General features: G+C 46.7%; 24 protein-coding genes. 6 read left to right on the top strand and 18 right to left on the bottom strand.

Annotated elements, in window-relative coordinates; genetic code table 11:
- Positions 1-154: 154 nt before the first annotated feature.
- The 7 genes from MHI42_RS27015 to MHI42_RS26985 form a co-directional block, all read right to left on the bottom strand.
- Positions 155-907: an ABC transporter permease subunit gene (locus tag MHI42_RS27015; RefSeq protein WP_171718721.1), complete on the bottom strand. Its 753-nt coding sequence runs from the start codon at positions 905-907 to the stop codon at positions 155-157.
- Positions 901-1,683, bottom strand: a complete 783-nt coding sequence (locus MHI42_RS27010; RefSeq protein ID WP_076248413.1) for an ATP-binding cassette domain-containing protein — start codon at positions 1,681-1,683, stop codon at positions 901-903. The genes MHI42_RS27015 and MHI42_RS27010 overlap by 7 nt, the downstream gene beginning before the upstream one ends.
- Positions 1,664-2,641, bottom strand: a complete 978-nt coding sequence (locus MHI42_RS27005; protein ID WP_342421179.1) for an ABC transporter substrate-binding protein — start codon at positions 2,639-2,641, stop codon at positions 1,664-1,666. The genes MHI42_RS27010 and MHI42_RS27005 overlap by 20 nt, the downstream gene beginning before the upstream one ends.
- Before the next feature lie 325 nt (positions 2,642-2,966).
- A complete protein-coding gene (locus MHI42_RS27000) occupies positions 2,967-4,070 on the bottom strand; it encodes a Ger(x)C family spore germination protein (protein WP_342421178.1) in 1,104 nt (367 codons plus the stop codon).
- Positions 4,071-4,083: 13 nt separating this feature from the next.
- The gene (locus tag MHI42_RS26995) at positions 4,084-5,166 is read right to left on the bottom strand and encodes a GerAB/ArcD/ProY family transporter (protein ID WP_171718725.1); all 1,083 of its coding nucleotides are present in this window, start codon (positions 5,164-5,166) and stop codon (positions 4,084-4,086) included.
- Positions 5,167-5,177: 11 nt separating this feature from the next.
- Positions 5,178-6,599 (bottom strand): spore germination protein, encoded by a 1,422-nt coding sequence (locus MHI42_RS26990; RefSeq protein ID WP_076248420.1) that lies wholly within the window; start codon positions 6,597-6,599, stop codon positions 5,178-5,180.
- Between the two features lie 139 nt (positions 6,600-6,738).
- Entirely contained in the window at positions 6,739-8,469 is a 1,731-nt protein-coding gene (locus MHI42_RS26985) for a cellulase family glycosylhydrolase (RefSeq protein ID WP_342421177.1), read from the bottom strand.
- A gap of 295 nt (positions 8,470-8,764) precedes the next feature.
- Here MHI42_RS26985 and MHI42_RS26980 point away from each other — a divergent pair, with 295 nt between their 5' ends.
- Positions 8,765-9,100 carry a histidine kinase gene (locus MHI42_RS26980; RefSeq protein WP_342421176.1) on the top strand — a complete coding sequence of 112 codons (336 nt, stop codon included), beginning with the start codon at positions 8,765-8,767 and terminating at the stop codon, positions 9,098-9,100.
- Positions 9,101-9,374: 274 nt separating this feature from the next.
- On the top strand, positions 9,375-9,560 hold the full coding sequence (locus tag MHI42_RS26975) for a hypothetical protein (RefSeq protein WP_039297739.1): 186 nt from the start codon (positions 9,375-9,377) through the stop codon (positions 9,558-9,560).
- A 95-nt stretch (positions 9,561-9,655) separates the two neighbouring features.
- Here MHI42_RS26975 and MHI42_RS26970 read toward each other — a convergent pair whose 3' ends face one another.
- The 3 genes from MHI42_RS26970 to MHI42_RS26960 form a co-directional block, all read right to left on the bottom strand.
- Positions 9,656-10,546 carry a DMT family transporter gene (locus MHI42_RS26970; RefSeq protein WP_342421175.1) on the bottom strand — a complete coding sequence of 297 codons (891 nt, stop codon included), beginning with the start codon at positions 10,544-10,546 and terminating at the stop codon, positions 9,656-9,658.
- A gap of 223 nt (positions 10,547-10,769) precedes the next feature.
- Positions 10,770-12,719: an NAD(P)/FAD-dependent oxidoreductase gene (locus tag MHI42_RS26965; protein WP_042139721.1), complete on the bottom strand. Its 1,950-nt coding sequence runs from the start codon at positions 12,717-12,719 to the stop codon at positions 10,770-10,772.
- Positions 12,720-12,758: 39 nt separating this feature from the next.
- Complete coding sequence (locus tag MHI42_RS26960; RefSeq protein ID WP_039297745.1) at positions 12,759-14,027, bottom strand: OFA family MFS transporter; 1,269 nt, start codon at positions 14,025-14,027, stop codon at positions 12,759-12,761.
- A gap of 222 nt (positions 14,028-14,249) precedes the next feature.
- On the opposite strand from MHI42_RS26960, the gene MHI42_RS26955 reads away from it, so the two are divergent.
- The gene (locus MHI42_RS26955; protein WP_039297747.1) at positions 14,250-14,786 is read left to right on the top strand and encodes a PadR family transcriptional regulator; all 537 of its coding nucleotides are present in this window, start codon (positions 14,250-14,252) and stop codon (positions 14,784-14,786) included.
- Positions 14,787-14,850: 64 nt separating this feature from the next.
- On the opposite strand, the gene MHI42_RS26950 is transcribed toward MHI42_RS26955, so the two are convergent.
- From MHI42_RS26950 to MHI42_RS26940, 3 genes are all read right to left on the bottom strand, one after another.
- Positions 14,851-15,675, bottom strand: coding sequence for an alpha/beta hydrolase (locus tag MHI42_RS26950; protein WP_342421174.1), 825 nt, complete (start codon positions 15,673-15,675; stop codon positions 14,851-14,853).
- A gap of 54 nt (positions 15,676-15,729) precedes the next feature.
- Positions 15,730-16,152, bottom strand: a complete 423-nt coding sequence (locus MHI42_RS26945) for a MarR family transcriptional regulator (protein ID WP_342421173.1) — start codon at positions 16,150-16,152, stop codon at positions 15,730-15,732.
- 68 nt (positions 16,153-16,220) lie between these two features.
- Complete coding sequence (locus tag MHI42_RS26940; RefSeq protein ID WP_342421172.1) at positions 16,221-16,583, bottom strand: helix-turn-helix domain-containing protein; 363 nt, start codon at positions 16,581-16,583, stop codon at positions 16,221-16,223.
- 198 nt (positions 16,584-16,781) lie between these two features.
- On the opposite strand from MHI42_RS26940, the gene MHI42_RS26935 reads away from it, so the two are divergent.
- A complete protein-coding gene (locus tag MHI42_RS26935; protein WP_342421171.1) occupies positions 16,782-17,312 on the top strand; it encodes an NAD(P)H-dependent oxidoreductase in 531 nt (176 codons plus the stop codon).
- Between the two features lie 272 nt (positions 17,313-17,584).
- Here MHI42_RS26935 and MHI42_RS26930 read toward each other — a convergent pair whose 3' ends face one another.
- Genes MHI42_RS26930 through MHI42_RS26920 form a run of 3 tightly spaced genes read right to left on the bottom strand, consistent with a single transcriptional unit; the run spans position 17,585 to position 18,976 of the window.
- Positions 17,585-17,992, bottom strand: coding sequence for a hypothetical protein (locus tag MHI42_RS26930; RefSeq protein ID WP_342421170.1), 408 nt, complete (start codon positions 17,990-17,992; stop codon positions 17,585-17,587).
- The gene (locus MHI42_RS26925; protein ID WP_342421169.1) at positions 17,950-18,243 is read right to left on the bottom strand and encodes a hypothetical protein; all 294 of its coding nucleotides are present in this window, start codon (positions 18,241-18,243) and stop codon (positions 17,950-17,952) included. The genes MHI42_RS26930 and MHI42_RS26925 overlap by 43 nt, the downstream gene beginning before the upstream one ends.
- Complete coding sequence (locus MHI42_RS26920) at positions 18,215-18,976, bottom strand: SagB/ThcOx family dehydrogenase (protein WP_342421168.1); 762 nt, start codon at positions 18,974-18,976, stop codon at positions 18,215-18,217. The genes MHI42_RS26925 and MHI42_RS26920 overlap by 29 nt, the downstream gene beginning before the upstream one ends.
- A 519-nt stretch (positions 18,977-19,495) precedes the next feature.
- On the opposite strand from MHI42_RS26920, the gene MHI42_RS26915 reads away from it, so the two are divergent.
- Both MHI42_RS26915 and MHI42_RS26910 read left to right on the top strand, forming a co-directional pair.
- On the top strand, positions 19,496-20,077 hold the full coding sequence (locus tag MHI42_RS26915; protein ID WP_342421167.1) for an SLATT domain-containing protein: 582 nt from the start codon (positions 19,496-19,498) through the stop codon (positions 20,075-20,077).
- Between the two features lie 159 nt (positions 20,078-20,236).
- A complete protein-coding gene (locus MHI42_RS26910; RefSeq protein WP_342421166.1) occupies positions 20,237-21,424 on the top strand; it encodes a reverse transcriptase/maturase family protein in 1,188 nt (395 codons plus the stop codon).
- A 338-nt stretch (positions 21,425-21,762) separates the two neighbouring features.
- On the opposite strand, the gene MHI42_RS26905 is transcribed toward MHI42_RS26910, so the two are convergent.
- Both MHI42_RS26905 and MHI42_RS26900 read right to left on the bottom strand, forming a co-directional pair.
- Entirely contained in the window at positions 21,763-23,481 is a 1,719-nt protein-coding gene (locus MHI42_RS26905; RefSeq protein WP_342421165.1) for a beta-N-acetylglucosaminidase domain-containing protein, read from the bottom strand.
- 63 nt (positions 23,482-23,544) lie between these two features.
- Positions 23,545-25,284, bottom strand: coding sequence for a family 10 glycosylhydrolase (locus MHI42_RS26900; protein ID WP_342421164.1), 1,740 nt, complete (start codon positions 25,282-25,284; stop codon positions 23,545-23,547).
- Positions 25,285-25,555 lie beyond the last annotated feature (271 nt).

Genomic DNA, 25,555 nt, shown 5'->3' with positions numbered 1-25,555 from the left:
AACATTTCATCCTCCTCAAATAGGTAACATGGATATTCTAATTATAATTATATTTAGATATATTTACCATGTTATATTTGCGACAGGAAATTACAGCATTCTCAAACAAGTAGAAACGGGCACCGTCCTTATGCGGACAATACCCGTGTACAGACTAACGCCGCCACTTCATAAACCGGTAATCCAGCAGATCCACCAGCAGGAAAAGGACAAAGCCTACCAGACTGAACAGCATAATTCCCGCATACATCTCCGGATAATCCAGCCGCAGCCAGGCATCCATAATGAAGAAGCCCATGCCATGCTCCGTACCGTAAATTTCGGTGAAGAACAGCACCGATATTGCCGTTCCAAGGGAGATACGAATGGTGCTGAGAATGACCGACAATGCGCCGGGGAGCGTCACATTCCAGAACTTCTGCATGGAGCTGGCGCCGATGCTCGTCAGAACATCATATGTACTCTCAGGGATCGCCTTCACACCATCACGTACGGATATGATTACCTGGAACAGCAGGATCAGCATGATCATCAGCACTTTGGAGGTCTCTCCGAGGCCGAAGAACAGCATCACTACAGGCAATAACGCAATCTTGGGAATCGGATAGGTCAGATACACCACCGGATCCAGCAGCCTGTTCCAGAGCGGAGAGCGGCCCATCAGCAGGCCTACCATCAATCCGAGCAGCAGCGCCAGCAGCACACCCTCGAAGATCCGGAGCAGGCTGTAGCCCACATTCAGCGCCACATCACGCGCGCCTAACTGAAACATAGCTTCATAGACCGCACCCGGACTTGGCAGAATGGAATGATTCATCAGCAGATAGGCTATATACCAGATTACATTCATGCCCGCAAAAACGAACAGCAGCCGCAGCAGGTGAGGGAGATGCCGTTTTTTCACCATTTCTCCATCATAACCTTTCTGATTCTCTTACTCTGCTCGAAATACTCATCGCTCTCCCGCTTGTCCACATGCTTCATGGCAAACACAGCGGAGTTGTCGAGAATCTCCGGCGGCTCCTGTTGCCCGGGCAGCATCACGATAATCTTCTGCCCCAGGAGAATCGCTTCTTCTATATCGTGGGTGACGAACAGTGTGGTTGCCGGATGCGCCTGCCAGTTGTCGATAAAAATCTGCTGCAGCCCTTCCCGCGTAATGGCATCCAGCGCCGAGAACGGCTCGTCCAGCAGCAGAATGGTCGGCAGAATGGCGAATGCACGGGCAATAGCCACCCGTTGCTGCTGTCCTCCACTCAGCGAGAGCGGAAACCGGCCGGCCAGCCCGGCTATACCCATGGACTCCAGCCAATGCAGGATTTGCCCGTCCTGCTCTTGCCTGTTTGTGCTCCCGCTGCCGGGGCGGGCAATCTTCATGGCAATCCTGATATTGTCACGGACTGTCTTCCAGGGCAGCAGGCCATAATTCTGCGGCACCAGGCCAATCAGCGTCTCCTTCTCATGGACGGATCTGCCGTTGAAGAGCAGTTCTCCCTCATACCCCGGCAGCAGTCCGGCAATCGCCCGCAGCAGCGTGGATTTGCCGCTGCCGGAAGGACCGATTACTGTGTATATCCCATGCTCCGGCAGGGTCAGATTCATCTCTCCGAGCGCCAGCTGTCCCTTTTCGTAGGCTACATGAAGGTTGTTAATGCGGAGTCCGCTATTCTTTAAACTGGACATCGGAGATCACTTCTTCAGCCGATATATTTTTGGTGAGCAGTCCTTTTTCACGCGCCCAGGCGAAGGCCGCTTCTACTTCCTTCACATCCACCTGGTAAGCAGGGAGATATTCCGGCACCTTAATCTCATTCTTCAGCGTGTCCGGATAACCCACTTCCTTGATAATCAGATCGATATATTCCGACTGGTCATGCGTTTTCATATAATCTACAGCTTCATCATAAGCGGCGTACATATCACGGATACCTTGTCCCTTGGCATCAATCGCACTCTGCGGGAAAGCCAGCACGAACGGATTGATTCCCGCACTATGGGTCGAGCTGAGGACACGCAGGCCAGCAGTTTTGCCCATGGTCACGAACGGCTCCGGAAGGACGGCTGCATCGGCTTTATTATTCTTGAGCAGCTCCAGACGGGTTGGAATCTGCGGCACTTCGGTCACTGTAATATCGTCTTCGGTCAGACCGGCCTGCTTCAGCATCATCGCCACGGTATATTGGGTCGAGGTATTCTTGGACAGAATGACAGTTTTGCCCTTCAGATCCTTCACCTCTTTGACTTCATCATTTCCGGTCAGCAGATCAAATTCACCCGTGGTAGTACTGGTAATTTTGACATCCAATCCCGCTTCATTATAGATGGAAATCGCTACAAGATCTGCGCTGAGACCATCTACTTTGCCGGCTTGAAAAGCTACATCACGGTCCTTGGCGCTCTTGAAGGTCTGGATATCGAGGTTTACATTATGCTGTTTATCAAAGCCTTGCTCATGCGCAATAATAAACGGAATCGCATCAATAGAAGGCAGCAGACCCAGCGATATGGTAACCGCCTCGGCGGGAGCTTCCGCAGCATTTCCGGTACTTGCAGTATTGGCATTGCCTGCATTGGCATTATTCGAATTTCCGCAGCCAGCCGTTACCAGACCAACCGCAGCAGTCAACATTGCTATTTTCATAAGGTGCTTCCAGTTTTTTCTCTCCATGAATCTTAATTCCTCCGTCTCTTTTCTCTTCATCTTCTTGCTGTTGCTTCGCTTCTGCTTCCGGGAACAGGATCATCCTGTGGTGTAGTGCAGCATAGCCCCCTCAGGCCAGAGGTCCATGCGCATTTATTCACATATGGGCATAGAAGTAGAAACGTTCATGCCGCCCTTCAAAGCACGGCACTCGTTTCTATGGATACCGATTCCTATTCTGCTCGCCGGGAAGACCTAAGTAATGCAATTTTACACCCATTGCCCTATTTTGTATATTTATAAATTGAAATAATCAGGGGAGTGCCTACATGTATTTCCCGTAATCCTTGATTGTCACCTTGGCCTTGCACTCTATCTCCACCTGCGGATAAACCTCCCGCCAATTCATTTGATTCCACTCTTTATAGCTCAAAGTATTCCTTATCTGTATCCCGATTCCGAGACTATCTACGTTATGCTGCTGCATTTGCGACACCATTTCTTTGGCTTTGGCCATAATCACATCTGCGATATCCCGCTCCAGCTGTTGTCTTACCCCGGCCTTATTCAGATAATGGTGTCCGGTATATTCAAGCACGGAGCCCTGGATATTCGCCAGAAGCTCGACTTTGAACCGGCCGGGCCCCAGACGATGAACCTTCACCTTGCGTGAATTCAATAATGAACTGAACATCACTACCACCTGCCGGCCATCCTCTTCCCCCAAATGGAGAGCGGCCTCCCCTTGCCTCAGGTCATCACGGAACAGTCCGAAGAATATCCCGTCTTGAGCCGGAATTTTCATTCTGTAACGGTCCTCCTGAAATAAGGCAATGCCGTCAATAATGGCTTTGTCCCCGCTATCCTTGACTATCGGTGCCACCGGATCTATGCCATCGTCATTATAGTCGCGGGAGAATTCATACAGTGTGGTATTGGGAATGCTGTTGCCGGCCGCCTCTTTCTCCAGCAGATGATTGATATATCTTCCGGTATCCGTATGCGGCTTGTAATCCTTGGCCAGAATTTCACCGGCATCCCCGTTAATAATTGTAACCTTGACGCCAAGGGCTATAGAGGGGTCCCGCAGCAGGGTATCAATGTAATCCCCGAGTCCCGCTTTGGCCAGCTTCAGACCAAACAATGCATCTCTGAGCTGCCCGCTGACAACCGTCAAATCTGTCTGTCTGGAGAACATGATTCTCGCTTCCTTAATGCTATCCGAGACAGTAGACAGCAGCTCGCGGCGTACGGAGGAATCCGGGTCAATGACCGGGACGCAGGAGGTAACTTTGATCCTGTTATTCTCTGCAAGATCGTAGCTCGCCGTCTGTACCAGGCCCAGCTTCTCAAGGATTCTCTCGTCGCTTTTGCATCCGGCCAGCAGCAGAGGAAGCATAAGCAATAGAATCAGGAACAACCTTGCCATGCAAAAATTATGTCTATGCACGGACCTCTCCCCCTTTCCGCTGAATCAGCAGCAATAGAAGCAATAGTACAGGAAACCCGAAAGCAATCCCGGTCACCGCGTACCCCAGGTTAGTGATCCAGACCCCCACTGCATCCAGTGTCTTCGGAATAAAAGAGATACTGTAGGAAATCGCAATCAGCAGGAAAGAGAGCACGGATAGTTTTATTCTGGGGAGCATTCTTCGTACCGACTCTTGTGCCGCCCACCAGTACATTACAACAGTGACCAGAACCGGGAACAGAAACAGCCCGTACAGCAGATTCTCCAGCCTCTCTATAAACGGAAATTGGATATACGCCAGCAAATCAAGCAAGGGATAGAGCAGTTTTTTCAATTGCCCCAGACTGAAGAACCCGAAGCAGATGATCGCCAGCGAGATATACAGCACAGCTAAATAGAGATTTCCCGCATAGACGCCCGCCATAGCCTTTTTGTTCTTGTTCACGTAAGGGAACAGCAGTATCGATAATTCGTAACCGAGAAAAGCGGAATAGATCTCCATCGCTCCTTTGAACTGATTATGCCCGCCTTTGAGAATAAACGGAGTCAGGCGTTCCCAGCGGAACGCCGGAAAAAACCACAGCATGAGCAGATACATCCAGGCAGACAGCCAGAAGAACAGCGTTGCCGCTTTGGAGATGGAATAGATTCCTTTGGTAATCATCAGAAAGGCCAGAATGTCCACAGCCAGCTTGAACACCATGGGATTCGTTGTCGGGAAGGACAGCATTTGGAAGATTAGTACGTATTTCTTGCCGATCATGCAGCCAAAAACAAGCCAGACCGCAGCCAGGCCGCCATAAAAGGGATACAGCACCGGCCTTGGAATTGTCTGCTCCATAATCTCAAATACAGACCTCCCTTGGCCAAGCCGGAAGACCAGTGAAATTAAATAGATATTGAAGGTAGAGACTACGATACACGGCACCAGAAAAAGCCATCCGTTGGTACCGAAATAGTCGGCCAGATTGCGGGGCAATGTGAAGATCACAATTCCGGATTGGGTCATATGCATTAGAACGGCAATATGAAAGGGGCGCAGCTTTTCGGGCATAACGTCCACTCCTACTTTTTGTTTTTTTGCCTGATGGAATTCATGGTCTTACTCTGGGACGGACGGCTGCTCAGCTTCGAGAAAGGAGCACGGATAAACACATCCTTCCAGTCTCCCGTCTTCATTGGAGCAATAGGGGTCAGATAGGACGAACCCAGACTCGTCAGGTTGGATAAATGAATTACGATCAGGGCTATACCCATTACAAGTCCAATATTGCCCCATATTCCGGTGAGTATTATGATTCCGAAGCGGATCAGGCGGATAGAGGCGCTCATCATATAGCTGGGAATCACAAAAGAGGCAATGGCAGATGAGGCTACTGCGATAATAAGCACATTGCTTGTCAGGCCAGCCTGTACAGCCGCTTGACCAATCACAATCCCGCCCACGATCCCGATCGTCTGTCCAATCTTGGTTGGCAGGCGCGCTCCGGCTTCCCGCAGCAGCTCGATCATGATTTCCATCAGCAGCGCTTCATAAACAGGAGGAAACGGCACCCTGTTCCGTGATTCAGCCAACGTTCGGAGCAGCGCTTCGGGAATCATCTCGTAATGAAAGGTAGTTACCGATACATACATCGCCGTGAATGATATCGTTATTACAAGAGCCAGAAACCGGAGCAGCCGCAGTGCCGTCCCCAGTGCCCAGCGCTGGTAGTAATCATCCGGTGATGAGAAGAATTCGAAAAAGGAGGAGGGCGCACTGATCGCTGTCGGACTATTGTCAACGATGGTGATGATCCGCCCGGCCGCCAGCTTCGACACAGCCACATCAGGTCTTTCCGTAGTCAGAAACTGCGGGAACACCGAATTCGGCATATCTTCAATGAACTGGGTCAGCGTCCCGCCGTCATTAATCGCATCTGTCTCAATCCGGTTGATCCGGTTCTGCAGATCCTGGACATATTTAAGATTGGCAATATCCTTGATATAAAGGATGTACACAGTTGTTTTGGAAATTTCTCCGATCTCACACCGGATAATTTTCAGATGCGAGCTTTTGATCCGGCGGCGGATTAAGCTCAGGTTCGTAGGAGCGGATTCCACGAAGGCATCATGAGGGCCGGCAATTACCGTCTCCGTTTCCGACTGCTGTACACTGCGGCCTTCCGGGCCGTAGGCGTCCAGTAAGTAGACAGCTTCCCCGTGGAAGACAGCTACACAGCCCTCCAGTATGCCGACCACCACGGCTTTGGACTCCCTTGTCTCAACAAATTGGGACTGGAGGAACAACTTATCCAGCCCATCCGCCTGAAGCCGGTCAAAGGGCAGCAATATTTCCTGGATTAGCAGGTTGTTATCCACCGTATGCGGGAAATACACAATATCAGCGGAGAGTTCAGGAAAGCGCCGGTGGCTGAGATCCGCACACTGATCGAATTCATCAAGAATATGCCGCAGCGTAGGAATATTCTGTGTGTCCGGTTCCATAGATGCCCTCCTTCCCCGTTCGTTTGGTATAGTATCCCCAAGATTTTCTTGGATATTTAAGGCTGCCGCAATAAAAAACCTTCTTCCATCCCGCAGGATAAAAGAAGGCTATCATGTACATCTTCTGCTTGTGCTACATCTACATTGCCGTACCGGTAACGCTCGTTCCGTTCTTGGTGATCTTGTAATTCACGACTTCGCCGCTCCAGAAATGGAACTTCAGGATCACGTCACCATTGTTCACTTCATTGAAGAACGCCGGCAGCAGACTGATTTCACCCGTGGTATAGGAAGGCGTAAACGTATAAGCAAATTCTTTATAAGACGTCCAGTTTTGCGGGCCGGCATTCCCTCCAGAAGCATATACGGCTTCCATAGTAGCGAGAGTATCGCCATTGAACACAGCCGGTATTTTAAAAGCACTGGCTGTTCCCTGAACGCTGCTTAACTTTGGCGTATTATAGAGAATTACGTTAAAATTCCAATCCGTTCCTTTGTTGAAGCGGGCCGTCAAAACTGCATTGACGCCAAGCTTACCGGAAGAAGTCAGGCTGGTGAGCTTCGCTGCTTTGAACGTCAGCTGGTCACCGCTTAGGGTATAATCCGTTCCCTGCACCAGCTGCTGGCTACCGTATAGAATTGAAGAGAGCGTATTGCCGTTCAGATTCAGCTTAACCGTCACATCCTTGGCTGCGGCACCCTTTTTCAAATGAATGAGATCGCTTTCAGCAGTGGACGAACGGCCGGTCCAGCTGGCCTTCATCATATTGTAAAGCTGCGGATCGGACCACTGGAAGGAAGTGCGGCCGAAATGCTGGCCATTGTCCCACAGCATCGGTGTAATTTGCTTAGACTTCAGATAATAAGCCAGATATTCGAAAAACTTCAGCTTCTCCCCCTGCTCGATCACACCTGTATTCTTGTCAAAACCGAGCAGCCCATACTCGCCCACAATAACGGGAATGCCTTTGGCCGTAAAGGTGTTATAGACATTATTAAAAGTAGTCACGATATCGTTCTGGGTATCGGTCTCGAATCTGGTATATCCCGCAATATTGACACTGAACGGCCAAAATCCGTAATAGTGTACGGTTGCGATCAGATTGGAGTCGTTCAGCCTGGTGATGGTCTGGTACAGGGCATCCATCCGGGTCTGCGTCGGTGAAGCTTCCAGCGTGGACAGCACCAGCGGACGGGTGGCATTATTCCCGCCGGAGGCTCTGACGATGCCATGGAAAGCCACATTCAGCTCATCCAGCATCTGAATCGCCTTGGCCTCATCCGTCGTTCCGCCATCGGTGAAACGCGGCTCATTCACGCTCTCGAACATCAGCTTGCTGGAATATCCCTTGAAGCGGTTCGCAATCTGAGTCCAGACTGCCTTATAGCGGGCCAGCACCAGATCATGCTGCTGCTCCATTTTGCTGATCCACAGCCAGGAATCATGGTGAACGTTGATCATGACATACAAATTCTCTGCTACTGCCCAATCAACAACCTGCTGGACACGTGACAAATAGGCCGCATCCACTGTATACGGGGCAGCCGCTCCCGTATGTACATCCCAGGTCACGGGAATCCGGATGCTCTTATAGCCTTGGGCAGCAATTTTCTTGATTAGAGCCTGTGTGACGGCCGGGTTACCCCAGGAAGTCTCATCGGCTCCGGTCGCATCCAGTGAATTGCCCAGATTCCATCCCGGTTGCATGGCATCTACGTAGGATTGAAGACCTGTGGATGCAGCGGCAGCTACGGCTGCCTGCTCCTGTGGCGCCTGTTCTTCCGTTGCAGCAGAGACCATCGGTGTGACCATAGCGAGCAGCAAGACCGTGGTGAAGATGAATGACAGAAACGATTTCTTTTTTGGCATGGATCGTTTATTCCTCCCGGTTTGTTGTGATCGGCTGATGCATAAAATCAGCTTCAGGATTTTTATGCAACCGCTTACCAAAATCAATATAGCATCTTTGCCGATTGGTAAATATCCCAATTATTAGTGTAAAAAACACTCATAATTAGAGATTTTCTTTGTTCCAGGCAGGAATGCCGCGCTTCAGCCAGTTTGCTCTTTTTCCTCGGCCTGTCCCCCCGGCTTATGCTATAATAATTAAACATAATCCAAAGAGCCCGCTTCTGATGTAATCTATATTTGAGGAGCTGTGACGATGAGCGATCCGATTCTGCAACAGATTCTTACGGAATTACAGGGAATGAAATCTGAAGTGACAGAGATGAAGGCTGAATTTACAGATATGAAATCCGATATCAAAGAGATACGGTCCGAGCTGGGCACAATGAAGGCTGATATTGACAGCATCAAAGAAAATACGAAGCTGATCCCGCTGATCCAGCAGGCTGTATCCGAAGTCAATGCTGAAGTCATTGCAACCCGGGACACTCTTGAGCGGATAGACAAAACATTAACCGTACATGATGCTACACTGGACATGCTGGCCAGACGTTCTATTGATCAGGAAGCCGCATTGAAACGTATCAAATAAGCTTTCCCTACAGGAGTTTGCTGCAAGCGACCGCCATATCCGGCAGTCGCTTTTTCTTTTACCATTCCTCATCCCCTATTGTCTCTCCCACAAGGACACAACTCCTTTCACAAAGCACAAAGCCTCTCCAATTCACACTTTGTACTCTTTTATTGTCTATTTCACACGGACACACCTTTGATTTTCGACTGATCCGTGTTATAATGAAAGCGTAAACAAAAGTGATCGAAACCCTATTTTCCATCGGATTTCATCGCCAAGGAGGATGAATGCAATGCTGGCAGGAATTAAGGAACTGAAGAATTGGGTAACCGGAATGTGGCAGCCTGGGATGGCTTCGGGAGAAGAAGACTACCGGAAAATGGAATACAGCGTAGAGCGCCATTTGCACACACCGCAAACGCCAAGCCCGCTTACTTACGAACAGGAATCACGGATCAAGACTGTCAAATTCCATTAATCTAACCGGATGTATATAGATTGAACTATAGCCACACTTAAAAATCCACACTAAAAAGGCCGCAAGTAACCGGATCATCCGGTTCATGCGGCCTTTTATTTATTTCGTGTCCCCTTACGGTCCGTAGAGGCAAAATAAGTACCAGCGATCATAATGATTAGTGCCATAATAAACGAAAAGGACGGTAAATCGAAATACATGATCAGTGACAGCAGCACTCCTATAAAGGGAGAAATGGCATAATAAGCGCTTGTCTTCGCCGCTCCAAGATACCGCTGTGCATATATGTACGAATAGATGCTCAGTCCATAAGCAACAAATCCCAGCAGCAACGCAGCAAAGATATACCCGATGCGATCTGTAGTTTCTCCAAGAATGAGTGAGATGACAAGTGAGCCTAACCCTGAACCAAATCCTTTGATCACTACAACCTGTAATGGGTCTTTGGCGGACAGCTTGGAGGTCAGATTATTCTCAAGTCCCCAGCAGACAGCTGCAAGCAGCACAAATATTGAACCCCACGATAATGAGATACTGCCGAAATCCTCGACAGAGAGAATCATACTGGCAGCTGTAATGAGGATAACCGCCAGCCACAATCTTGAATTGATCGACTCCTTGAACAGCAGAAGGGCAATCAGCGCGGTTGCGACAATCTCAAAGTTATTGAGGAGTGAGACCGTTGCAGGTGTTGTCACCGTTAGTCCGATCATCAGGAAGATAGGAGCGGCGATATCCAAGACAACCATCCCAGCTGTAAAAGGCAGCTCTTGCCTGGTCAGCCGCATTTCCCTCTTCGCTACTTCTCTTCTGGAACGAAACCAACCGATGACCGACATCCCCATACCAGCACCCAGATACAGAAGCGCAGCCATCATTGTTGGCGGAACTTCCTTTAATAGCTCTTTAGATACCGGCGTGCTGATTGCATATAGTGCAGCCGCGAGGATCGCCCAAATGACCGCAGTTCTTTGCTTTGTTGCCAATGGAATCCCCCATATCCTATAGTATGAAACGGTCTTAAACATCTATACCCAGTATCCCCCCTGGAGGGATATGCGTCAAACAAGTAGAAACGGATAAGGAACATTTAATACCGAAGCATATAAATTCTTATCTTTTAAAAAAGCCTTCCTTCATCTGCAGGATGAAGGAAGGCTAAACCCAGTCATTACTGGAATGTGACCGTGATTTTTTCAGTAACTGTCACTAAATATCAAGCGCTGCATGATATCCCTGATAAATTGCAGTAGTGATCGTTGACGCTTTTACACAGTCCCCGATCTGAGCCACATAAGGAGCACAATCAATTAACTCCTCTACGATATCTCTTCTTGCCCGTTGTCCAAGTGCACATATTACGGAGGTTCCCGGAATCAGCTGCTCTTCCCCGCTTGGATTCAGGCAAACTACGCCCTCCGGCGTAACACATAACCCTTTATACCCCAGATGAACCTTAATATTCAGCTTGTCGATCTCCTTCAGCATAATCGGGCGATGTCTGATATTGGCATCCGGTGCCAGCTCAGTTCTCATCTCGACCAAATGTACCGTTTTGCCTTCCTGGGCAAGGTGAATCGCTGCTTCACTGCCCGCAAGGCCGCCTCCCAGTACAACCACACTATCGGTAATCTTATCTTTCTCCAGATAGTAGTCATTAACTACAACTACATTATCACCATCAAGTCCCGGGATTGGCGGAACAATGGCTGCGGAACCGACAGCTATAATTAACGCATCCACATTTTCATTATCAACATACGCTTGGGTCACAGGTGTATTTAGACGAATCTCGACGCCTGCGTCTTTGGCTAATTTCCCGAGAGTAACTCCCAGCTCATACATCTCATATTTGAAGGGCAGCGCCTGCTCTCCCCGCAGAATACCGCCCACATCATCCGACTTCTCACATAAAATGACCTGATGTCCGCGTTTGGCAGCAGTCATCGCCGCATACAGCCCGCCGGGGCCAGCACCCGCTACCAGAACCTTACGCGGATTAGCCGAAGGATAAATTTCTGTCCCGTCCATCTCACGGCCGATTAACGGATTCACCGTACAGCGTCTTGTAGAGGTCTCCGCACGCTCCGCCATACAGGTGAAGCATCTCAGACATTTAATAATGTCCTCGTCACGGTTGCTCATGACCTTCCGGGGCAGCTCTGGATCAGCCAGCAGTGCGCGGGCCATCTCAACCACATCCGCCTGACCGCTGGCAATGATCTCTTCCATCTGAGCCGGGTCATTTAAACCGCCGACCGTAGCAACGGGGACACTTACATGCTTCTTGATCTCTGCTGCCAGATACACATTACTGCCATGCGGCAAGAACATCGACGGATGGGTGATTCCGAAGCCGGTCTGATACGTGCCCGCAGATACATGCAGCAGGTCGACTCTAGATTCGACAAGCTTGGCAATTTCAATACCTTCAGTAAGGTCATATCCGCCTTCAAACAACTCCGAACCGCTTATTCTGAACTCGATAGGGAAGCCAGGACCTACAGCGTTGCGGACACTGTCAAGAACCTCCTGGGCAAACCGCACCCGGTTCTCCAAAGTTCCGCCGTACTTGTCGGTTCTACGGTTGAAGTACGGAGAAAAGAACTGATTGATCAGCCAGCCATGTCCGCCATGGACCATAATCATCTCATAACCGGCTCTCTTAGCCAGTCCGGCACATCTGCCATAGGCTGCTACGATGTCATCAATTAGTGCTTGTGTAAGCTCCTTCACTTCCCTGCCGTCTGGGCGTACTCCGGGGCTGGGCCCCCACTGGGCCAATTCCTGCTTCTTATTCTTGTCCGTCAGATATGTACCGGCGTACTGTCCGGAATGGGATAGCTCAACACTCGCAATAGCTCCGTGACGGCGGATAGCATCTGCAGTATAAGTAAAGCTGGCAAGAGAATCTACAGTTCCCAGGTCCAGATGGTACATATGGGAGGCTTCGGTTTCGGGATGTACAACAACTTCACTGACTGTAACTGAGGCAGCGCCGCCTTTAGCTCTTAATTCATAGAACGCTGTGGATTTGGGTCCAATCGTACAGTCTGCTGTAATATCGGTTCCGCCCATAGGAGAGCCAAACATTCTATTTCTGAAGGTTACATTACCAATTGTGATGGGTTTAGACAGGTTCGGATATTTTCTAATCATGATTTCATTCTCCTTCTCTCTATACATTGCTTCTGTTCTTTATATACTAGCTTCCTGAGGCTTAGCAGCAGTTCTCGCCTGATATTTGACAGCCCACTTATAGACAAAGGTCAGGATAATTCCGGTGATGCCAAAGATGGCCGCAATCACAAAGGCTCTCTGATAGCTGCCGTCTGCACTGTACACATTCTTCATAATGGACGGGCCAAAATAGCCCGCTAATGCAAAGCCGATAAACATAATTCCATAATTCACACTATTATTCTTGGCACCGAACTGATCTGCAGTAAATCCGGGGAATACGCCCATCAGGGAGCCAAAGCTTAAGCCAATCACAGAAATACCGATATAGAAGGTCGCCACACTATTAGCTCCTGAAATATACAGCAGGGTGAGCCCCACTACAGATAAGAGTGAAGCAAAGGTAAGCGTGTTGATCCGGCCGATTTTGTCAGAAATATAGCCCGCCAGGATGCGTCCGCCCGTGTTGAACAGAGCCAGTACAGAAACCACAGTCGTTGCCGCCGCCGCAGACAGGCCAACCATTTTTTGAGCGATAGGTGAAGCTTGTGAGGTACACATTAGTCCGGCAAAAGCACCGCTGATTAATAACAGGATCATTACGTAGAATAGCGGACTTGCCAGCATGCCTTTCCAGTCTTTGTCGCTTTTTAGAGAACGGCCCGTACCCGGCAACTTGGGTGTCCAGCCTGCCGGAACGAAATCAGATGGGCATTTCTCAATGAAGAAAGAAGCGGAGCAGATGATAAGAAGAAATGCGCTGCCGATGATTAAGAATGCTGATTTCACTCCAGACGAGCTAATCAAGCCATTGGCAATTGGAGGGATGATGACCGAGCTTAATCCATAGGCAGCAGTGGTTACTCCGCCAACCAATCCCCGTTTGTCAGGGAAGAACTTGATGGAGTTACTGATAGTGCAGCCGTAGACCATGCCAGTTCCAAGGCCAAGTACGATGCCGTACGTAAGGACCAGGAAGCTAACCGAGGTTGCAAACCCGGACAATATCATCCCGCCCCCGAATAACAGGCCACCTACCAGAATTACCCGCTTAGGCCCGAATCTGTCATTAATCCATCCGCCTGAAATCATCGTAATTGGACCGACTGAATTGGTAATCGTAAAAGCGATAGCCAAATCCCCCGGTGTTAAGCTGAGTCCTGTCAGCCCGCTCAAATACGCTGCCATCGGGGCAGCAAATACACTCCAGGCGTAGATTGAGCCAATACACAGGTTAATAAAGCAGCTCGCAATCAGAATAATCCATCTCTTCTTTGTAAGTTCCACTGCAATCTTCTTCTCCTTCATCAATCGTATTGTGAATTTATTCACATCTAATCCGATTTCATATTAGCACAGGCTCTTATTTATATCAATACAAACATGTATATATTTATATGTTTAATACAACACGTTTCTTTACATATGTAACAAATGTTATTGTCGACTGGCTAAATATGCTATACTAGCGAAGTAGAAAACGACGAATATGTATAGGAAGCGAAGCTTATGAGAACTTTGAAATACGCTATTTTGGGGTTATTAAACAAAGAGCCAATGACTGGCTATGATATAGGTAAGGAATTCGGCAAGGATTTAGGTGAGTTCTGGAATGCCAAGCACAGTCAGATCTATCCGGAATTAAAAAAGCTGCTGGATGAGGGACTTATTGTATTCGAGATCCAAATTAGCGGAGAAATACTGGAGAAAAAACTGTATTCGATTACGGAGCAGGGCAAGAAAGCTTTTTTGCAATGGCTGAAAAAAGAAGAGCCGCTTGAGCCTACGCCTAAAGATGTGTTCCGGCTGAGAATGTACTTCTCCAATAATCTGGATATTGCCACCCGGATTCATCTATTGGAGCATCAGCTGCATCAGCATCAGGAGAGACTGAAGCATTTAAGCAGAAATAAAGAGCGGTATGACAGCATCCCCCCACTCGACAGCGATAATTTCGGTGATTATCTTGTGCTGGATGGCGCAATTCTGCGTGAGACGGTAACGATAGAGTGGCTGGAGAACTTCATAGCCCACTGCAAGCAATAAACAAACAAATAGAAAGCATAAAGATTCGAGATTTTGTCACCTCGGATCTTTATGCTTATTTTGGTTAAAATACTCTTTTCAACCACTCCAGAACAATCTCCACTGCTTCCACATACCGCTGCCCTACGAGTAACCCCGTATGCGTGGTGTTCCACAGGCCTTTATATTCTGCATGATAATAATCTGCGTTTACTTTGCCCCGGCGGTCGTCCTCCGCACTGTTAACAGCATGGATAACCAGACAAGGGCAAGTAATGGACCGGCTGTCCACCGGGATTCCGTCCGCACCGTAATGATAAGAAAAAGCGCTAAACGCCTTGGAGGACTCCATAGTCAGGTACTTTCTTTGAAAAGCCACATCCTCTGCCGATTCATCTATGCCCGTCAGCTCCTCTCGAACCGGGGCAGGCACTACGAGGCCTGGTTGTGTCCGGACGATGTCCCGGTAAGGCACCCTATCATGAACCTCCTTACAAATACTTGAATCGATCAGCACAAGCCCGGCTAGTTCTGCTGTTTCCGCCAGCTTTTGGCTCAGAATCCCGCCCATGCTGAACCCGATCACAATAGGCGGAGCCCCGCACTCAGCGATAACCTCGCTTATATCCTCCAGATAGTCCCCGAAGGTTATCTCCGTCATATCCAGCACCCGGCTTCTGTAATGGCTTCTCAGATTCATGACATAACAGGTCCAGCCTTCACGGATAAAATGGGGAATGTATTTGCTCCACATCCAGCTTCCGGTAAAGGCACCGTGCACGAATAGTAAAGGAGGCCTGCGGTCAGCGTCTTCCGGGAGGTTGCTTCCTGCGAATATCTGCAGATACAGATCGTTCTCACCGATGTATTTCTCTGTATGCTGCGGCAATTCTGTCGTGTAATCTCTCACAAGTAATTCCTCCTTTGAATTTTAGTTTGATATCAAACTATATAATATATTTTTTTAGAAGTTGTTATTGATTTTAATTAGAATGCCCAGCAGCGTTTCCTTCTCCTGTTCGGTGACATTGAGGTAAAACTGCTCGAGCATGTCTGCGGATATCGCCTCAAAAACTGTTTCCAGCTCCCTCCCCTTCCCCGTCAGAGCAACGTACACAAACCTGGTGTCCTCCTTCTCCCTTTCCTTCGTCACCATGCCAAGCCGCACCAGCTTATCAACCAGTGCCGTGACGGTCGATTTGTCTTTATTAATTTTGGCGGAGATCTCTGCCATAGTAAGCCTCGGCTTCTGCAGCAGCGCATAAATAATGTCCCCGTGCGAAGTGCCGATACCTTCCAGCCCCTGCTTCACCATCTCTGCAACAATGAACCGGTTAACCTTCTCTCTGATCTTGGAGATCAGCGAAATCACATCTCTAGTTTCCATACACGGATTATAGTTTGATATCAAACCATTGTCAATGTCGGCATTCTATATAGTGAGGCAATGCAGGTTTACTCATCGTCCGGATTATTTTCCAGCAACATTACTTCTTCACCCTGCTGCTGTCTGATTGCAATGTTGGCTCTGCCCCATGAACACATTACGTCAATAATTCCATTGGCTGTAGTTCCATATTCCGTTATATAATATTCAACTTTGGGCGGCATTTGATTATAGACCTGTCTGCCGATCATTCCGTCCCTTTCAAGTTCGCGGAGCTGCTGAATCAGAACCTTTTGCGAGATGCCCGGGATACTGCGCTGTAATTCACTTGTCCGTTTCTTACCCGACATTAGATTACATATGATTAACCCTTTCCACTTTCCTCCGAGAATTTCAAGTGTTGCTTCTATGCCTAAATGATATTCTTTCATACCTGCCACCTCATCACACCCTAATTAATTTAGCCTATCTTATCTTATGATTTCTATCATGCCATATAACGATCCGGAGTCCAATGCACACTTTGAGGTAACCATGTTACTTTATTGTGTGTATTTACATTTTTACAGGCATCCAAAATAATATAAACAGCTGCACAAAACCAATATCCGCCGGAAAGGTGATTAAATATGAAAACCCTTGTGATCCTAGCACACCCTAATATTGAGAATTCAAGAGTAAATAAAAGATGGAAACAGGAGCTGCTGCAGCATCCAGAGGAAGTTACGGTCCATGAGCTTTATACGGAGTATCCGGACTGGAGCATTGATGTTCAGACAGAGCAACGTTTACTCGAAGCACACAGCCATATTATTTTTCAATTTCCTTTATATTGGTATAGCTACCCGCCTTTACTGAAAAAGTGGCTGGATGACGTCTTCACCCACGGCTGGGCGTATGGTTCAAACGGGAATAAGCTGAGAGGAAAGAAGCTGGGAATAGCTATGTCAATCGGTGATAAGCAGGAAAATTACCTGCCTGCCGGTTCCGTTTCTTTTACTGTAGATGAGGTTATAGTCCCGTTTAAAGCCAGTGCCGTGCATGTGGGTGCGATCGCATTACCCTATTTCGCCGTCTTCGGAGCCTCCTTTCAGGCGGGTGATGAAGAAATCAATCAGAGCGCAGCAGAGTATCTTCAATATATTACTGGGAATAGATAGGGGCCCACAAACCTCCCTCTCGCTTACTTTTAAGAATCCTGCACAAAATACAACATTTTCCCACTCATCTCGGCCATAACTCCAGAAATGTTGTACAAAAGGCAGGATTTCTCTTCCTTCACGCGGCTTAACGGGATAATTCTTGCATTTTATACAACAATCCTATGAGATACCCTGATATCTAGGCCTCAGAGTTGCAATATGTACAACAATACTGCCGGTAGGATGTGATTAACATATCTGCATTACCCAGATTGCCTTTAATATAACATCTAGCCGATAATCCAATCGATTTCCTCAATAGCAATGACTTCAATGTCATCACAATAGAAGTTAAACCGGTCCTCATTCTCATAATCCCTGACAAGATATTTAACCGATTCCCAGCCCCTATCCGAAATATTCAAAATCTCAAACCAGCTTAATTGGATTACTGCTCCTCCAGCAGCTAGTTGAAGGCTCCCTACTTTTTTGAAATGAATAGTGACCTTATATGTTCGTTTATCCCCTTTAGACAATAAAATAAAGTTGATCAGCAGCATGGGAGTATTGTATTCATCAAACAGCTGCACCGTATCCACTTCAACCCAATATCTGAAATCCGTAATGAACTTCAGATCATTAACTGTAAAATCATTTACTTTGGCGGTGATCCAATCCAGTTTTTTAATATCAGGCATAGTTTATCAGCTCCAATATCACTTAATAAACGGCTTATATTCATTTTCAAATGAATAACCTTTGGACTATTTAAAAAGTCTTCAATTTCCTCATAGTAATTTTTATCTTCTGTTTTATCAAGTTCATGATCCAGTAGATATTTTAGGGATGTTTCCGTTGTAAGCTCAAAATAGCCCAGGAAATTTCTAAAATCTTTATCCGCATTCAAATCGCCAAAGCAGCTATTCCCGTTTCTTCCCCACTGCGCCAAGATAGATAACAAACTCCTCATCGCCGTCTAACTCCAATACCTCATCAATCAGCTTCTGATCATAGATGCCAATGGCGCAGGCACCTGCACCAATGGATTCGCTGGCTAAATACAGGTTCTGGCAGACATGTCCTACATCGATGAGGATTTTTTTGTGGGCGGAAATATCATATTTCCATTCGGAGCGGTAGGGTGTGGTACTCCAGGCAAACAGCACGGAAGCTTTGCGGGCAAAGTTAGGGACAAAGGGCTGATCCAAAGTGATCGCATCAATCTTCTGTTCCAGTTGATCTAATTCAAATATAAATAGGAGCTTATGCTCCACCGGAAGGTATCTGTAGATCCCTTGCGGAATGCCGTCTACCCGCATAATCATTAAATAGGTTTCAAAGGTGTGTGTCGCCCCACTGCAGGGCACGGTCCGCAGCGTAAGCCCGTTCTTGCTCATGCCGGTAATCCCTTGGGTAGCCCATAATAAATAGGACAACTCCTCCAGACTCAAAGTGTCCGCAGAATAGAAGCGTGTACTTCTTCTTTGCCCGATACAATCAAAAATATCCTCTTTACTCACTACGTCTCTGCTAACCTTCGGCAGATCAATAATTAGTGATTCCGGATCAAACGGCTTAACAATTGGCGGCTGGGCAATTCCTTTGATCTTGTCTGTTTTAATATGTTTGAATTCATGAAAATTGGATTTCAGAAAATTTCTTTGTTGTTCATATCTGGTCATAACAAATCCTCCCGGTTTAACTTGATAGCTTTAATTTACCACTCCGTTAAAAATAGATTGTGATTTCATTCACTTTTCATATTACAAAAATACAAATACCAAAAACCCTCCCCCACCCCGAAGGGTAAGGGAAGGCTTAAACGTGTCGTCTGAAGTACGGCCGCTATATTTCCAGTTCTCCAAGCCTGTTCAGTTAGGGCAACCGTTTGCGAACGGTCTTTTACGTTTGATTTTGCGTATTGAAACTGACAAATATTAGTTTAGAAACTTTTTTCTTCTTCCGTTACTGAACTAATATTTTGTAAAATAAATTTCTTATTTACGACAAAGACAATTTATGACATAATTCACTTTGGATCGCCCCCATCTTGTTTATCAAGAGATTCCCAACTGGAATATGACTAATTAACAGGGACTAACCTCTCTATTTTTGACCTAGAACAATCTGGGTAATAATGTAACGCCAATTGGGGGCTTTCCGGGCTTTCTACCAATACCTATATTGGAGGAAAATGATTCATGTCAGAGAATGTAATTAAAAATAGACTTGATAGTTTGTCGAATAAAATATGGATCACTAGAAAAGCTAGAATAAATGCTGAGGAACGTTTGGAAAAGTTTGATTTCCTCACTCAGATGCTAATTAATTACTACACTCTTGTGATTGTAGGATTAAGTATATGGACTCTTTATGATGAATCTAATGCGAAATTAATTTCTGTAATTACTATAATTGCTTCAGTACTTCTTTTCGGTCTATCTATATTTGTCAATGCTAGAAATTTTAAGATTAGATCGCTCACATTTAAAAGTTGCTATATAAAGCTTGATGAAATATATAACGAATGTGAATTGCTTAAAGACTCTCCAGATAAGTTAAGTTTAGAGGATATTTCAAAAATACAAAAAAAATACAATAAAGTCATGAACAGTATTGAAAATCATACTCCAATGGACTATTTAAAAGTACTTAATAATACAAGTGAAATTAGTAAGAGTCAGTGGTGGTATTTTAATTTTAAAAGAGCTTTATTTATTATATCAATATCCATAATTATACTTTTACCTCTAATGTTATCATATCTTGTAACAAAGGCGTGATTAAATGTCAGCTTCAAAAGTATTCACACGTAAATTTCAGGTTAAAAATATAAAAAAAACTACTTTGAAAAAATAATCTATAAGTGCACTCCTGGAATTGATAAAATAAATAGAACATCCTTTGAAAATCGTATTGATGAGTATGTAACTATTATTTCGATGAAAGCTCTGAATGGTAGCTACAAATTTATTCCTTACAAAGAAAAACTCATTTCGAAAGGTTACGACAAGCCGCCGAGACAGATATCTATCCCAACCATAAGAGATAAAGTTACACTTAGTTTGCTTAATGAATGTTTATCGAAAGTATTTGAAAGCAATATAAATAATAAAATAATTCAAACTCTAGTTAATGAATTAAAACAATCTATTCTCTCAGGTCATTTTGATTATTTTATTAAAATTGATATTAAAAACTTTTTCCCTTCAATTTCTCACGATAAATTAATGAAACTTATACATAAAAAGATACGCAAAAAGGAAATATTAACTTTAATTGAGAATTCCATAAAAACACCAACCATTCCTTTTCCAACAAAAATTCATTCTCCAAATATAGTTGGAATTCCTCAAGGAATCTCTATATCAAGTATCCTTGCGAATATATATTTATCTGATATTGACAATAATTTTTCAGTTCCTAACACTGATTTCAAATATTTTCGTTACGTAGATGATATTCTAATTCTATGTAAAAATTCTAATGTTTCAGATATCAAAAATGATATTCTGACCAAATTAAAAAGTTTAGATCTTGAAACAAGTCCCACTAAATATAGAGAGGCAGAAATTTCTGAAGGTTTTTCTTACTTGGGGTATTTTTACAAAGAGATAGGAAATGAATTTGGGTTTTCCGTTCGGGATGAATCTATTAAAAGATTTGAAGAATCAATAATTAAAATATTTTCCGAATATAAATTCAACAAAACAAATGGAATTGAAAAATTTATTTGGAAGCTAAATAAAAAAATTACAGGTTGTGTTTTTGAAAATAAAAAATATGGTTGGTTATTTTTCTATTCTCAAATTGATGACCAGAAGTTACTTTACCATCTTGATTGGTTTATACAAAAATTATGCAAACAAATAGATTTAGATTCAAATGTCAAAAAAAGAATTAAGCGTTTTGTAAGAACCTACCATGAAATAGTGTTTAATCTCAAAAACACTAACTATATACCTAATTTCGATGATTTTGATTTAGATGCACAAAGGACTGTTCTAAGAGATGTTTTTGATGTTCGCGATGCTTTAAAACTAACTGAAAATGAAGTATCCAAAAAATTCAAGAAAAATATTTTTAAATATATTAAAGAACTTGAAAAAGATGTGCAAAATATTTCTTGATTTTGTAAACAAACTGAAGATCTCAAAGGAATTATGAATTTAATCAATATCACAAATGGATTTCACAAGCAGAAATACCGCAGTAAGGAAGAAAGAAGTTCATAATTAGCGGTCCTTATATTCTTGTAGGCAGTACCTCTCTATTCTCATCAAAATCACTGATAGGGTAAACAAAAACCTCCCCTCCCCAAAAGGGAAAGGAAGGCTTACATACGTCTCTCTGAAGCACGGCCGCTATATTTCCAGTTCTCCCAGCCTGTTCAGTTAGGGCAACCGTTTTCGCACGGCTTATAAGTTTCTGCCTGGCACTGTGCTCTGCCGACATTGTGCTCTGCAGATTATATTCCAGCCTTCGCTTCCAACGTCAGCCGGTATCCGTTTTTTCCTTCCCGGACAGCAAACCCCCAGGCTTCGGCGGCTCTCCAGGCTGGATCACTCCCCAGCCGGACCTCAAAGGCCTGACAGGCTTCGGCCCGCTTACGCAATTCTTCATCGGCTCCGGGCAGAGGCGTCCCGGCAACCTTCTGCCGCAAGGCTCTCCACAGCTCTACATCCGCCAGGGCTCTTTGCAGCCAGGGCCCTGCTTCTTCCTTAAACTTGGAATTCCCCATTTCAAGTAACCGGTAGGAGACGCTCTCCAGGCGGTCGAAATACGCGTCAAGCCAGTGGATATCTTTTCTCTGCAAGGCCACTTTAAGTTCCTCATACCCGCCGCTATAGAGCTGGCTATTTAGATTCTGGCTGCAGAAGAACATCATATCCTCTGCCAGCTCTCCGGCGAATTCCCGGACCGACAGCTCCCAGGACAGCTCCGGCATATAACGCTCACTGTTCCACATGTAGTGGGCCATTGTATTCAGCGTAATCTTGGAGCATTCCCATTGAATCATCGGATTCGCTACCACTGCCTGATGTCCGGTCTGACCAAGCTGCGAATAACGTCCGCGAACCGGGTCCAGAAACAACCGGTCGTAGTCGGCATCATTAACGGGGATGTTGTCCCACAGCCACAGCTCATGTCCGTAATAGCTGTAATTATTCCGTGCATCCCTGCTTCCGACTTGCCGGGCGAAGACCGAAGAGCCGGTCCAGAATATCCTGATATCCGTATGCAGCTTCTCGCGGATATCCCGCTTATATTCGGTATCCCAATTAGACCAGTACTCAGAGGGGCACATCACCAGAGTAACCTTCTGCAACTGACGGCTTAAATAGTCATACACACGGTTTGCCACATAGGCGTGCGCCAGTCCGGAACGCTCCAGGTAATGCAGGTTCTCCCCTAATAATGCGTAGTCGATGTCGTCCATGAGCAGGGCGAAATGCCGGACACCGATGGCGATCATCGCTCTCAGCTTCGCTTCCAGACTGGCAAAATCATCTTCACTGCGAAACTGCAGATCATTCCCCGGACTAACGCAATAATAGAAGTCCACCAGCTGGGCATCGCATTCCTGCTTCAGCTCACGAATCTGGTCAAACATAGCCTCAGGATAAGGCTCACGCCACAGCTCACGGTGATAAGGATCATCCTTGGGAGCATGCATGAAGGCGTTCATGCGGTGAGCAGCCAGATAACGCACAGCATCTATCCGGTCGTCAAAGCTCCACGGCGTGCCATAGAAGCCCTCAATGATGCCGCGGACCGGAAAAGAAGGCTCATCGTGAATTGTAGCGACGGGCAACCGGCACTTGCCTTCATCTATGCTCAGCAGCCGGTGCAGAGCATCCATCCCATACCTTAGTCCTCTCTTATTGGAGGCTGCAATTGTAATTTTGCCGTCCTTACGGATGTCCAGCCGGTAGCCATCCGCCTTAAGCAATCCCTCATATTCAAGCTCCAGCGTGACATTGCCCGTTGCGGGTGCCTCTCCTTCTTGCGGCGGTTCAATAATTACAATCGGGCCATCCGCAGCAAGCGGCCACTCCCACTTCTGGATCATGGAGAACTTTGAAGTCAGCCCGATTCTCAGCTGCTGCCCTTCCAGCACCAGCTCCTCACCCTGATCGTAGTAGTCCCGGAAGTAATACTGCCGTTCCCGTAGCGGCATAGTCATATTCACGCCTCCTTCAGCCTGCCTATCAAAGTAAACTTCATTTCCCCGCTCTCAGACTTAGGCTTAATCCGTAACCTTCACATTTCCAAACACGGCCTTACCCCGCGAATCATTCCCCGGATTGCTGAGCGCTATGCCAATATACACCTTACGTTTCATGGGGATCTGAACCGTTCCGACCGTCTGCCAGCTGCTCCCGTTTGCCGAAATCGACCCTTTGAACGTATTTCCGGTTCTGGTCAGCTTCAGCCATTTCGGAGCAGAGGCGGCCGCAGTATGGTCGGTCATATCGCCTGCGGTTTCAGTACGATACTGGAAGGTCGCCCCATTCCCGGGGGTAAGCATCATATCCGCGTGCCTGGAATTATGGCCCATGGACTCCCGGATCATAATGCCGGCCTTGGCCCAGCTGTCCAGCCAGCTGGTGGACTGCAACTTAACAACAATCTCCGCATTGCCGCTCACGGGCTGGTATATATAATTCAGCTGATCTGCATTCCCCCAAATATCCGTCGAGCTGCTGCTGAGTGTAAATTGCTTATTGGAAGCATTGTAGGTGGCGTTCCCCGGCATGGAACCGATATTCCGCGCCTTCCACACAGCGGGCAGCTGGGCCGGATAATCTTGCTCTACCGGAGCCGTCCAGCCTGGTGTCGGCCAGGTCTCACGTTCATGGATGTTCGCCAGCTCATCTTCCGGCCAGGCCCCGTAGGCAAAGAACGCCAGGCGCTTCACGTCCGGATAATTCTCGCGGATGCCTTTGTAGACCTCCTGATATTGATCATCGGTCCAGTCATTATCCAAGGTGGCTACGATGTCCGCAGCACTGCTGCTGATCCGGTCGCTCGTATCCTTCAGGATGCCGTAGGAAGTGCTGTATACCCAATCACTGTTGAACTCCCAGTCATCGAAGTACGCCATCGGTGCGACAAAATCGATCTCGTTCTTGAACTTGGCTACATTCTGTCCAACCTCTGTAAATTCCGGCGGCAAAATATACACACCAAGCTGCACATCCGGATTCGAGGATGCGGAAATATCCTCACGGATATCGCCTACATACTGCCCAATTTGTTCGGTTCTCCATTCGTTCCACTGCTGACGCTGCGGCGAATCCGTATCAAAGTCAATGCTTAGCGGCGAATACCCGAACTCCGCCTGATACTTTGCAACCGTATAATCACTGACGTCCATGTTGTAATTGTCGAAGCGGATCCAGTCCAGCACAACACCGTCCACATCATAATTCTCAATCACTTCCTGAATGATGGAACGCTCATACTGCTGCACTTCATGATGAATTGGATTGACGAAATATTCGTTGCCGTTTGAGCCTGTAAACGGAGTCTGAACTCCGTCCACCAGCGCCTGCATCTGCCATTCATCGTGAGCCAGGAAGGCCTGCTGGTCATGGAACTGGGGAATCCAGGCATGAACCTTGATTCCTGCGGCATGAGCTGCCGTAATGACAGCCTGCAGGGCATCGAAATTCTGGTAGCCCTGGGCAATGGGCGCGATATCACTCTGATAAAATACACTGCCGGACGGAACCTCATCATCTTCGTCCTGCTTCACGTTCATGCTGATGACATCGACCCCGTAGCTGGTGGACAGACTGATGAAATTCTGGACATCCGCCATGTTCTTGAACTGGTTCACGGTCCGTACAATCACTTCCGTCTCAAATGGGGGATTGCTCTGCTGCTCGGCCTGGGCCGGCAAGGGAAGGGAACCACCCGCTACCGAAGAAACCAACACCAAGCTTAACACTGCCATAAACCTCGATCTCAGCGTAAACGCCATAATCTCGCCTCCACATCATAGTCTCATTGAACTTCTATATAGTTTGAACTCAAATTTTTGATATAAGGATAAGTCGCCACTGCGGTGAGTTTTGGACTTCCGGCCGCTGTTGTCCCCAGATTTCCTGATTTAAACCGCAGTTTGCGGTAGAAATCCGGTGACTGATTATGCTTCCGTAGCGAGCTTTCCTGCGGAAAGCTTTCAGGCGGTCGCTTCCGCTCCTACAGTTCCAAAATCCCCTCCGTTGCTTCATCCTTCTATAGTTTTATAG

This window comes from Paenibacillus sp. FSL E2-0178 (genome assembly GCF_038593005.1).
Lineage (GTDB): Bacteria > Bacillota > Bacilli > Paenibacillales > Paenibacillaceae > Paenibacillus_AQ > Paenibacillus_AQ phytohabitans.
This window is presented reverse-complemented; position numbering and strand designations above follow the sequence as displayed.

What these genes read in the sequence shown, in the direction of transcription:
- MHI42_RS27015 (WP_171718721.1), bottom strand. Translation starts at nt 907, where the DNA reads ATGGTGAAAAAACGGCATCTCCCTCACCTGCTGCGGCTGCTGTTCGTT.
- MHI42_RS27010 (WP_076248413.1), bottom strand. Translation starts at nt 1,683, where the DNA reads ATGTCCAGTTTAAAGAATAGCGGACTCCGCATTAACAACCTTCATGTA.
- MHI42_RS27005 (WP_342421179.1), bottom strand. Translation starts at nt 2,641, where the DNA reads ATGAAAATAGCAATGTTGACTGCTGCGGTTGGTCTGGTAACGGCTGGC.
- MHI42_RS27000 (WP_342421178.1), bottom strand. Translation starts at nt 4,070, where the DNA reads ATGGCAAGGTTGTTCCTGATTCTATTGCTTATGCTTCCTCTGCTGCTG.
- MHI42_RS26995 (WP_171718725.1), bottom strand. Translation starts at nt 5,166, where the DNA reads ATGCCCGAAAAGCTGCGCCCCTTTCATATTGCCGTTCTAATGCATATG.
- MHI42_RS26990 (WP_076248420.1), bottom strand. Translation starts at nt 6,599, where the DNA reads ATGGAACCGGACACACAGAATATTCCTACGCTGCGGCATATTCTTGAT.
- MHI42_RS26985 (WP_342421177.1), bottom strand. Translation starts at nt 8,469, where the DNA reads ATGCCAAAAAAGAAATCGTTTCTGTCATTCATCTTCACCACGGTCTTG.
- MHI42_RS26980 (WP_342421176.1), top strand. Translation starts at nt 8,765, where the DNA reads ATGAGCGATCCGATTCTGCAACAGATTCTTACGGAATTACAGGGAATG.
- MHI42_RS26975 (WP_039297739.1), top strand. Translation starts at nt 9,375, where the DNA reads ATGCTGGCAGGAATTAAGGAACTGAAGAATTGGGTAACCGGAATGTGG.
- MHI42_RS26965 (WP_042139721.1), bottom strand. Translation starts at nt 12,719, where the DNA reads ATGATTAGAAAATATCCGAACCTGTCTAAACCCATCACAATTGGTAAT.
- MHI42_RS26955 (WP_039297747.1), top strand. Translation starts at nt 14,250, where the DNA reads ATGAGAACTTTGAAATACGCTATTTTGGGGTTATTAAACAAAGAGCCA.
- MHI42_RS26945 (WP_342421173.1), bottom strand. Translation starts at nt 16,152, where the DNA reads ATGGAAACTAGAGATGTGATTTCGCTGATCTCCAAGATCAGAGAGAAG.
- MHI42_RS26940 (WP_342421172.1), bottom strand. Translation starts at nt 16,583, where the DNA reads ATGAAAGAATATCATTTAGGCATAGAAGCAACACTTGAAATTCTCGGA.
- MHI42_RS26935 (WP_342421171.1), top strand. Translation starts at nt 16,782, where the DNA reads ATGAAAACCCTTGTGATCCTAGCACACCCTAATATTGAGAATTCAAGA.
- MHI42_RS26930 (WP_342421170.1), bottom strand. Translation starts at nt 17,992, where the DNA reads ATGCCTGATATTAAAAAACTGGATTGGATCACCGCCAAAGTAAATGAT.
- MHI42_RS26920 (WP_342421168.1), bottom strand. Translation starts at nt 18,976, where the DNA reads ATGACCAGATATGAACAACAAAGAAATTTTCTGAAATCCAATTTTCAT.
- MHI42_RS26915 (WP_342421167.1), top strand. Translation starts at nt 19,496, where the DNA reads ATGTCAGAGAATGTAATTAAAAATAGACTTGATAGTTTGTCGAATAAA.
- MHI42_RS26910 (WP_342421166.1), top strand. Translation starts at nt 20,237, where the DNA reads ATGAAAGCTCTGAATGGTAGCTACAAATTTATTCCTTACAAAGAAAAA.
- MHI42_RS26905 (WP_342421165.1), bottom strand. Translation starts at nt 23,481, where the DNA reads ATGACTATGCCGCTACGGGAACGGCAGTATTACTTCCGGGACTACTAC.
- MHI42_RS26900 (WP_342421164.1), bottom strand. Translation starts at nt 25,284, where the DNA reads ATGGCGTTTACGCTGAGATCGAGGTTTATGGCAGTGTTAAGCTTGGTG.